Here is a 239-nt window from a genome sequence, read left to right on the forward strand (position 1 = left end):
TACCAGAGCCGAAAACCCACCTGATACCACTCCCATCGTGAGCACGTAGGCTGAGGTCATGAGCGCAATTTTAGTGGCAAAATCTCGTTTTATCAGACTGGGTAGTAACACGTTTGCAATTGCGATACCGACGCCAATAATGGCAGTACCAATGAGTAACATGGCTGATGAGTCGACAAATCGAGCTCCAATACCGAGCAATATCAGTATTAGCGCGGCAAACAAGGCATGTTCTAATC

General features: G+C 46.9%; 1 pseudogene. It reads right to left on the minus strand.

Annotated elements, in window-relative coordinates:
* Nucleotides 1-239: pseudogene (locus AAEY72_RS16190) on the minus strand (MFS transporter); the annotation flags it as partial.

This window comes from Psychrobacter sp. W2-37-MNA-CIBAN-0211 (assembly GCF_040309405.1).
Taxonomy (GTDB): Bacteria; Pseudomonadota; Gammaproteobacteria; order Pseudomonadales; family Moraxellaceae; genus Psychrobacter; species Psychrobacter glaciei.